The organism is Pseudoalteromonas fenneropenaei (assembly GCF_042643375.1).
In the GTDB taxonomy this organism is placed as follows: domain Bacteria; phylum Pseudomonadota; class Gammaproteobacteria; order Enterobacterales; family Alteromonadaceae; genus Pseudoalteromonas; species Pseudoalteromonas fenneropenaei.
This window is the reverse complement of the sequence record NZ_JBHRSD010000028.1, coordinates 85,044-94,796: the sequence shown is the minus strand read 5'-3', so window position 1 is coordinate 94,796 and position 9,753 is coordinate 85,044. Positions and strand designations below refer to the sequence as shown.

Below are 9,753 nucleotides of genomic sequence, written 5' to 3'. Positions count from 1 at the left end.
TAGAAAAAACGACCTAACTATCGAAAAAATAAACCCCGCTTAAAAAAGCAGGGTTTATCATCAATCTGAAGGCCAACAACAGTTGGCCTTTTAACGTTAAGCTAGATGCTTAGAACGTATAACGTACACCTACACGCATTTCCCAAAGAGAAGCGTCTTTTTGAGCTGTAGGCATTGTAGCTTTTGCATTAAAGTTCGAGTAAACGTACTTACCATCAACAATGTTCATATCAACAATGTTATTACCAACGAAGTTACCTTTTTCCATGGTACCCCAGTCGTCGTTCAACAGATTAGTTAGATTGTTGATAGTAAAGAACACTTGACCTTTATGACCTTCAGCAAAACCAGGAACCTCTTGTGTTACTTTAAGGTCTAGCCTTACATACCAGTCAGCGTTCTGTGCGTTACGACCAACAATAGTGCCACGCTTTAAGTTTTCGTCAGAAATAAATGCATTGAACTCAGCAAGTTCTTCAGCTGTCATGTCGTAAGCGACGTTTGCATCGTTCTCTAGTGGTACATACATTAGGTAACGACCGTTACGCGTGCCATTTACATCACCGAACTGAGTATCAACTTTACCATTATACAGATAGCTGTATGGTTGACCTTCGCTTGCTTGACCGAACAGGTTGAAGCGAGTCGCATAGCCATCAACAAACTCAGTCTTGTAACCTAACTGCATTGTGATGCGGTGCGGTACTTCGTAATCTGACGTTGCTAAACCTGGGTTAAGTGGATTAGAAACAGCCAAGTTGCTGTAGTTTGAGTTTGCAGTAGAGCTAGTCATTGGGTTTACGTCTTTAGAATCTGTATACGCGTAGCTCAATGTAAAATCAAAACCGTTGTCAAAGCGTTTAGCGATAGACGCGGAAATAACAGAAGCACGACCATCTTCACCTTTAACATTTGTTAAAATGTACTCTTCTTTACGGCCATTGCTGCTCTCTATCAATGGACGACCGTCTATAGCATTCGTGCCAGACTCGACCAATGCAGCATCAATTGTTGTTGCTGAGTCTTGCTTGTCAGTGTAAAGAAAATCTAAGCTAAAAACATAGTCATTTTCAGTTGTGTATGTCGCACCTAATGCATACTTCCATTCTGAAGGTAACTTGAAGTTAGGGTCGATAGCATTAACATTACCATCACCAGCACCTACCGGTGTTGCTGCGATTGCATCATAAAGTTCTTTAGGTACATCGTAACCAGGTGTGCCGCCATCGAAGTTAGTCATTGGGATGTCAAATAGGCTAACGTTTTTAGGCGAAAGACCTACTTGAGTAATACCGTTGTTTGAGTAAGAGTTAGATACCCACACGTTAGGGTTACCGCCAGAATATAGACCCACACCAGCACGTAATTCTAATGCTTCATCTACATACCATTGGAAACCAACACGAGGTTGAATTAGGTCGATACCATCCATGTTCTTAGTGTTAGCATAACCGTAACGCTCTTCAAACTTAGGATTGTAGGTTGGTCTGTCATCGCTTGTGTATTTGTCGTAGCGGAGGCCTACTGTTAGTGTTGCATCGATATTATCAAAACTGTATTCGTCTTGAGCATAAAGAGTATGCTGTTGGTATGAGAATGATGCTGCAACGTCGTTTTGGTTGTTTGTACCAGCTGCGTTGTTGTAATAAACTCGAGAAGCTTTACCTGCTTCAAAATCATCGATTGAAGCGAATTGGAATTCACCTTGAGTGTGTTGCATGAATAGGTTGAATACGTTTAGATCCGTATACTCATAGCCACCAGTGATAGTGTGTTTATCTAGGTAGTAAGTCGCTGCTAATTTCACAGCTAATGTATCGTAATCTAGATCGTTTGCTTGACGAGAATCATCAGGACCGAAATATACAGTACCTTTATCTGTTTTAATTGAAACTTCACCGAAGCCGCTTGCAGCATCAGTTGAAATTTGGCGACCGTCAACTTCTTGCTTGCTCACGCGAATTTCAGTTGAAAAATCAGACGTCCAATCTGAGTACAATGAAGCAACAAGTGACTTAAGTTCAGTTCCTTGCTCGTAGAAGTGGCTTGATAGTGAAACTGTTGTTGAGCCTGTATCAGATTGCGATAAACGGAAACCATCGTTGTAGTTATAAACTAAATTTGCACGGTGATCGTCGTTAATGTTCCAGTCAATTTTGATTAAGAGCTTTTCGTCTTCAACCGGTGCGCTACCAGGCATGCCACCTACATCGTAGTTATACTTGTCTTTAGCGATTTGTGTAATACGGTCGATTGATGCTTGTGAAATGTTGCCAACTGACAAACCATCGTAGCTAAACTGCTCTACACCTTCCAACTTCTCGTAGGAAGCGAACATAAATAGATTGTCTTTGATTAGCGGGAAACCAACATTGAAACCATAACGTTTTTCGTTGTAGTTACCAGAGTCATACTCTTTGCCGTCGATTTTGTCGCCTTTCATTGAATCGCTAGTGTAGTCGTAGAACGCGCCACCATGGATTTCGTTAGTACCAGACTTAGTTACCGCATTGATATTACACGCAGTAAAGCCACCGTACTGAACATCGAACGGCGCAAGTTCAACTGCAACTTGTTCAATAGCGTCAAATGAGAATGGCGCGCGGATGGTTGGATAGCCATTAGAACTTAAACCGAAATCGTCGTTCATACGAACGCCATCAAGCGTTAAACTGTTAAAACGTGGGTTACCACCACCACACTGAATCGCACCACGGCTGTCGTCTACGTATACGCGAGGGTCAACGCGAACGATGTCTCGAAGGTCACGGTTGATAGCTGGTGCATTTTCAAGCGTTTCTAGTGTGAATGTTGCAGTTGGGCCAGTGCCACCAGACATAGTGCTGATTGGGCGACCGGTTACAACGATTTGTTCAACGTCAGATTTTGCTTTTAATTGCACGTTTACTGGGTAATCGCCCCCGATTGAAAGATATACGTTCTCTAACAGTTGATCTTCAAACTTATCAGAATCAACGATAATTTGGTATGGACCACCAACGCGCAGACCTTTTGCACTGAAGTAACCTGCATCGTTTACTTCCGCTACTTTAGTAGAGCCTGATGGAATGTGCATGATGGTGATAGTCGTACCAGTTGCAGGGGTGCCACTTGGACCCATGATCTGACCTTTAACCGCAGATGAGGTCTCGTTTGCGAACGCACCAAAGCTGCTACCCACACACGCCGCAACTGCTAAAGATAACGCCGTCTTTCTCATTTGAAATGTCATTTTTTATTGATTCCCGTGTTAGAGAGTTGAAATCCGTATTAAGTTAGTGAGCTCTTTTTGGCTCATTCAAACGTCAAATATTATATTTCCATTTTGTTTATAGGTCAGCTACAACTTTACCTATATTCAGTTAAAACCCTAGAATATTAGTACAATTTTACAAGATCTGTATTGCGTTTTTATGTCAGCCATCATTTTCGACGAATTTTCTGTACAAAAAAGGCCGCTAAAAGCGGCCTTTGAGGGACAGGATTAAAACTTGTAATTTACACCGACTTTAATTTTCCAAGACGATGAATCTGTAACGATTTCGCTGTAGTTACGTACATCTGAGCCGTTAAATTTACGAGAGATTACGTAACGACCTTGGTCATCAATACTGCTTAGGTCGTAAAGCACTTGATCCGAGTAACTAAGCTTACGCTCAACACCCCAATCGCTGTTGAGTAGGTTCGCGAAGTTATCAATACTTAAGTAAACTTGGCCTTTGTGGCCTGTTTTAAAGCCTGGAATATCTTGCGTAATGCTCAGATCCATAGTGGTTACCCAAGGTTGAGTACCTGTGCCACGGTCTAGAATTTGGCCACGTTCTGAAATGCCTGCTTGGTCAAGAAGCACTTTTAATTCATCCCACTTTAGATCAGAGTCTGCCCAGTTTACTGCAGGATCATCAGCACCAGTTGGAATGTAAGCTAAGTACGCATTATGTGTATTTAACTCACTACCAAAATCACCCAAGTCTTGTTTTCTATATAGGCCCATTGTGTAGCTCATTGGACGACCTGAACGGCGCTCAAAGAACAAGTTAAAGCGAGTAGTGTAACCTTCAAAGAAATCGTGCTTGTAGCTTAAGTTTGCTTTTAAGCTGTGCTCAGTTTCATAGAAACCACGGCCAACTAAATCAACGTTACGGCTCTTAGTTGAGCTGTGTTTGTAGTTTGAGTAAGATTGTGATGAAGAGCCCGCTTGGACTTCTTCAACATCTTGATGCGTGTAACTTACAGAAGCATAAAAGCCATTATCAAACTCTTTGGCTAAAGAGGTAGTGAAAATAATCGAACGGCCGTCTTCTTGCGCGTTAGTCATCATAATTTCGTAAGTATCTTCACGGTCACCATCGTAACGGCTCTTGTAAACGATACGCTCACCATCTGCTAATACTTTGTCAAATACTAGCGCGGTATTGTGCCAAACGGCTTCGTTTTCTTTCTTGTGGTAGCTTAGCTCTGCTGACCATTTGAAGCCGTCACCCAACAATTCTGAATCAAACTCGTATTCAAAACCAACTTGGGCACGAATAGTTGACGGTAGTTCAAAGTTAGGGTCGATGTAAGCAACGTTACCCGCACCTTTTACTAATGATGCATTGATTTCAGCTGGAATTTCACGGAAATCAGCCACATTGTTGGCGTAGTATGCGTTAATTGCACTACGTGGTGCGTTTACTAACGTAATACCGTCTTTTTGGAATGGGTCGTTATACCAAACGTTCGGAATACCACCTTGGAAGCGACCAATACCACCGTTAATAGTGAGGCTTTCAGAGGCATAATACTTAAAGCCAATACGCGGTAGGATAATATCTTTGCCGTCTAAGTTTTCTTGGTTTGAGAAACCATAAGTTTCAAGGAAACGCTCGTTTAAAGCCGGTTTATCGTCAGACGATAAACGTTCATAACGCACACCTGCAGTTACTTCTAAATCGTCAGTAAGGTAGAATGAATCTTCAACATACAGCGCGAGCGTTGCACGACGTGAGTCGTATGCACTGTCATTTACGTTGCCAGTGTAGGCATTGCTGTATGAAAGTTCGTAGTTACCACGATTGACAGCCAATTTACCAGCGGCAAAATCATCAAAACTGTCAAAAATGAACGAACCTTTCGAGTTTGGAGCAAACAGGTTGTATAAGCGCAAGTTTTCGAATTGCATACCAAAACCAATTTCATGCTCACCTAGTAAATACGTTGCATCGAAATCAAACACAAAGTTTTGGTTTTCAGCGTAGTTTGCATGGCGGTTTAGGTCAGTGCCAAATACGAACTCAGGGCTCTTATAACCTGCGGTGCGTACGGTTACTTGACCAAAGTCAGTAGAGGTGATGCTGCTGTTAGTGACATCTTTATAAGATACGCCAACTTCAGTTGAAAACACGTCGCTCCAATCTGAGTAGACTTTAAGCGCAAAGTTATTGAATTTAGTTTGATATGTGTAGCCATTTGATTTTAGTTTTACAGTACTACCACCGAAGGCTGCGCTACGATCAACTTGGTCGTCCTGCCATTGATAAGTAAAATCAGCACGGTGTTCATCGCTAATATTCCAGCTTAATTTAGCTAAGATTTTTTCGTTGCTATCTTCTGGAGCGCCACCTAAACCATCTTGAACACCGTATTTTGTGTCTAATAGCGAGATAAATTGGTCGTAAGTGTCTTTGCTTACTTTAAATTCGTTAGTCGCATTAGAGCCATTAAAACCATACTCTACGTCTAGTTTGCTTGACCAATTACTATAATCAACAAAATAGAATAGGGTGTCAGCGATTAATGGACCACCTACGTTGAAGCCAAAGCGCTTTTCCGACTGGATTGGCTCTGATTTGATAACTTCATAAGTGCGGTGGCCGTTTTCATCTAATACTGGCTTGCCGTTTTCATAAATTTCATTAATGCGAACACTATCACCAGACATGCTTGGTGTTGAGGTTTCAGCAAAACCAGAGAACTTAAACTCGTTAGTACCAGACTTGGTTACGGCGTTAATCGAACCGCCACCAAAGTTACCTTTTTTAGCCGAGAAAGGTGACACATCTAGAGAGATTTGTTCGATTGAATCAAGTGATACTGGTGGTTGTTGAGTAGGGTAGCCACCGAAGTTCAAACCGAAGTCATCGTTTTGGCTGATACCATCAACGGTTAAACTGTTTGAACGGGGGTTGTTACCGGCAATCGTCATTTCACCCTTGCCGTTAATTGAGGCTAGAGGGTTGAGACGGGCGATATCTTTAATATCACGGTTAAAGCTAGGCGTGTTTTCAATTGCATCAGCACCGAATACGCTGTTTGAACCACCTGCTTGTTGCACGATACGGTAACCAGCAACTTCAATTTTTTCCATTTTTAATGGCTCAAGCTGTGAGTTAACACGTTTAGTGTCGCCAAGCTCGAGGTAAATGTCGTTTAGCTCAGTATCGCTGAATTTATCAGAATCAATGATCACTTTGTAAGGACCACCAACACGTAGGCCTTTAGCACTGAAAAAACCATCTTCAGTGGTTGTTAGTTGACTAACTGTGCCAGAAGGTTGGTGAATAATAGTGATAGCAACATTAGCAGCTGCTTCGCCAGTTGGTGTGGTGATTTTACCGCGAATAGCTGAAGACGTATCCGCAGCAAATGCGCTTGTCGTTACCCCAAGGGCAAGCACCATAGCACCCGCCACTTTCGATAAGCGTAAGTTTTTCATTGTGTTGTTTCCCGTGTGTGATGTTTTATCTATAAATTAATTAGCTTTTTCGCTAAACAAAGGCTTAGACAGCTTTTGCTCAGCATGCTGTTTTGACGCATCAAAAATCAGGTTCAATAACCCAGCAAGACGAACACCGCCTTGTTGCAAACGTGTTTTTACAATCGGCATGTGGTCAAACACATACTGATACTTCATTTCTGTTTGTTCCGCGTTGTAGAGCTTCTCAGCGATATTGTTTGATTCAATCAACCAGTCAGCAGGAGAGCTGGCTAAGTACTCGGCGATCAGTTCAGGATTTTTGGTTTGAATGAAGCTGGTGAATTCAGTGAATGACAGGTTTTCGTTTTCAACTAAATGGGTATCCCACACGCTGTGCAGGTTGGTGTTTTCACCAAAGAACTCAACTTTAATTTTATTGCCGCCGTGATCATCTGCACGTCCAGCGTGGAATGGTTGATGGCTATCGCCAACGAGGTGAACTAAAAAGCGCAGAGCGAAGCGTTTTTCGTCAATACTGGTTTTATCCGATTTCAACACGTTAATGGTGTAGTAGAAACCGTCCAAAATGTTTTGCACTTGTTCTTTACTGCTGATATCGGCATGAATGTGTTCATGCATATTTTTCGGATCAGTGACGTTAATATAGTGCCAACGCACAGATTTACGTTGCCAGAATTCCCCCGGTGCTGAGCGCATTTCATCTGCCCAAGTGGAAACTTCTGCCAGTGAATCCCCCTCTAACAGCGGAACTAACGCGTTTTTGGTGGTGTCAGTTAAATGGGCTTCAGCGAGTTGACCAACAATACGATGGCCATTTTGGCCCCAAGCCAAAACATTGTTGCTAAAAGCTGCGATAAGCAAAGTAGTTGCGATGGTCAAACGACGCATAGTTCAAATCTCCGAGCGATTAAATAATCGGCAATATCCCGAATGCTGCGGTCAATTGTCCGGAATTTTTGGGTTGCTAAAAAGGCTTTGTTCATATTCATAATTTCTTGTTAATATAAGTTTTATATCAATAAGATAGCTGGTACAAGTAAGATTACCTATTGTAATAAGTAAGGAAAGTTGTTCAAATAGACACAATCGACGTACGCAATGAATTTTTTAAATGATGAGAACGACTTCCTTTCCTAAGTCGATTGTTGCACTTAGTGCGGTGTTGGTGCTGGTTTTATGTTGGATGACGGGCAGTCTGTTTATTCAATATCGTGGTGAAACGCTTAACCAAGTAGATAGCAATGTATTTACCTGCCGTACTACTTTGCAAAACAACCAACAGCGTCTAGTTGGCTATGTTCCTGTAGCACCTATGGCAAAACGATTAGCGGCAAAGTTTTGTGAGAATCCGGTTGTAGCTAAACAATTTGGTGTTGTTTCTGTCTATTACGGTTCTAGTATTTCAGAGCAAATCGAATTTATGGCGAAGGGCGTTGCGGACGTATTGTTGGCAAAAGACAATGTTGTCAGTGCGTTCAAAGTGCAGCAAACCCATAACTACCAACCTTTAGTTAGCTTTAAGGAATACAGCGCTTATTTGATCTCGCTACGCGAAAAACCCCTACTTAGTAAAGCCTACTTACTCGATAAAAGAATCGGTTTACTGGATTATCCCACTAGCCGCTCAGGCCACATTTTGCCTATGCAGCAATTTAAAGCACTAGATTTGACCGTTGAAAGTATGAAAATTGTGTATGCCAACACCCACAGTGAATTACGCCAGAAACTCATGGCAGGGGAGGTAGACATCATCTCATCTTACTGGCAAGAGCAAGATAAGCTGCATTTCTCAGAACACTATATCACCCCAATTGCGCAAAACATTGCGGGTACGAAATGGTACTTGCGTATGAATGAAAACAATACTGAACTGGCGTGTGCATTACAGCAATTGTTAGTTGAAGAAGCAGACGCTAATTCAGGTTACTTCAATGAACCCAAAACCTATTGGCAATGCCAGCAAAGTCCATTCTTTCAACTCGCTTTGGAGTACCAATAATGACTACAAAAGATAAGTTGTTGGCTGGGGTGTTTGTGCTGTTATGTTGCTGCGTATTTTTGTTAGCACAGTATTCAACTGCGCAACAAGCGAATCGTGAAGCCGTTGCCCGTGTCGAAGTACGGGTAGCACTTGATTTAGAGCGTACCGGTGTCGCACAGCCATTTTTTAAAAATGCCGGTGATCAATATCGTCTTGCACAGTATATCCAACACTTGAATCAACGCTTGGTGGAGCAACATGCTCTTATTGAGGTAGTCGCGATAGGTACTGCGTTACAAGCTAAGCCAGAACAATATGATTATCATGCAACGCTACGCAGTGCTTACGATAATGTTGATATTTATTTTATTTCTCGTTCGCCATTTGTTTGGCATGGTTTGGTGCTACCCGTGTTATTGGCATTTGGTGTGTGTTTGCTTGGCTATCGGCAGCAGCTCAAACAAGTCGCTGTGGTCGAACAAGTAGGACAGCTTGCAACTGCATTGCAAACTAAACTGGTCATTGATCTTTATGCCAAAACTCTTCATCTTAGTGGCCAACCAGAGCGTGTTGCGCTTGCCAATAAGCCACTATGTTTTTATTTGGCGATGTTGGAATACTGTGCGGCACATCCTGGTAAAGTGCTTAGCACCAATAAAGAGTTGCCAGAGGATTTTTATGAACTCGCGGATAAGTACTTTCATCGGTTGGTGGCGTTAGGTCATACCATTCGTAAGCGCCCTAATTTTGGTAATAGTTTGGAAAAAACTTTAAGTGAGATCCGCGCCGCGCTGGACGAAACATTTAAGTCTAACCCAGAGATGAAAACGCGTTTTTATCCACCTAAAGCACATGGTGAAGGGTCACGTTCCAAACTTCACAGCTTTAGTCTTGAACTAACGGCATTGGATGAAGTTGAGATCCACGGTAAATAACCACACGAGAATGTAGATAAGTAATACGCGCATTGGCATGCCACAAAAATGCTATATTGAGCCAATGCGCTTTGCTAAATAAGTAGTCTGAGCTTCAGATAACGAACACCTTGCTAACAGCTAGTTTTAGCGCTAAT

Annotated in this window: 5 protein-coding genes; 2 read left to right on the top strand and 3 right to left on the bottom strand. The window is 42.2% G+C overall.

The window, feature by feature from the left end; genetic code table 11:
* Nucleotides 1-109 precede the first annotated feature (109 nt).
* The 3 genes from ACFOEE_RS15180 to ACFOEE_RS15170 all read right to left on the bottom strand — a co-directional run bounded on the left by ACFOEE_RS15180 (nt 110) and on the right by ACFOEE_RS15170 (nt 7,588).
* Complete coding sequence (locus tag ACFOEE_RS15180) at nt 110-3,232, bottom strand: TonB-dependent receptor (RefSeq protein WP_377126058.1); 3,123 nt, start codon at nt 3,230-3,232, stop codon at nt 110-112.
* Between the two features lie 252 nt (nt 3,233-3,484).
* On the bottom strand, nt 3,485-6,697 hold the full coding sequence (locus ACFOEE_RS15175) for a TonB-dependent receptor (protein ID WP_377126055.1): 3,213 nt from the start codon (nt 6,695-6,697) through the stop codon (nt 3,485-3,487).
* 36 nt (nt 6,698-6,733) lie between these two features.
* Nucleotides 6,734-7,588, bottom strand: coding sequence for a S1/P1 nuclease (locus ACFOEE_RS15170; RefSeq protein ID WP_377126052.1), 855 nt, complete (start codon nt 7,586-7,588; stop codon nt 6,734-6,736).
* 223 nt (nt 7,589-7,811) lie between these two features.
* Between ACFOEE_RS15170 and ACFOEE_RS15165 the strand changes: the two genes are divergently transcribed.
* Together ACFOEE_RS15165 and ACFOEE_RS15160 are read left to right on the top strand one after the other, a co-directional pair.
* Entirely contained in the window at nt 7,812-8,699 is an 888-nt protein-coding gene (locus ACFOEE_RS15165) for a PhnD/SsuA/transferrin family substrate-binding protein (protein WP_377126049.1), read from the top strand.
* Nucleotides 8,699-9,616, top strand: a complete 918-nt coding sequence (locus ACFOEE_RS15160) for a hypothetical protein (RefSeq protein ID WP_377126046.1) — start codon at nt 8,699-8,701, stop codon at nt 9,614-9,616. The genes ACFOEE_RS15165 and ACFOEE_RS15160 overlap by 1 nt, the downstream gene beginning before the upstream one ends.
* Nucleotides 9,617-9,753: the final 137 nt, after the last annotated feature.

Bases quoted from the DNA above. Each gene is read 5' to 3' on its own strand.
- ACFOEE_RS15170 (WP_377126052.1), bottom strand. From the start codon at position 7,588: ATGCGTCGTTTGACCATCGCAACTACTTTGCTTATCGCAGCTTTTAGC.
- ACFOEE_RS15180 (WP_377126058.1), bottom strand. From the start codon at position 3,232: ATGACATTTCAAATGAGAAAGACGGCGTTATCTTTAGCAGTTGCGGCG.
- ACFOEE_RS15165 (WP_377126049.1), top strand. From the start codon at position 7,812: ATGATGAGAACGACTTCCTTTCCTAAGTCGATTGTTGCACTTAGTGCG.
- ACFOEE_RS15160 (WP_377126046.1), top strand. From the start codon at position 8,699: ATGACTACAAAAGATAAGTTGTTGGCTGGGGTGTTTGTGCTGTTATGT.
- ACFOEE_RS15175 (WP_377126055.1), bottom strand. From the start codon at position 6,697: ATGAAAAACTTACGCTTATCGAAAGTGGCGGGTGCTATGGTGCTTGCC.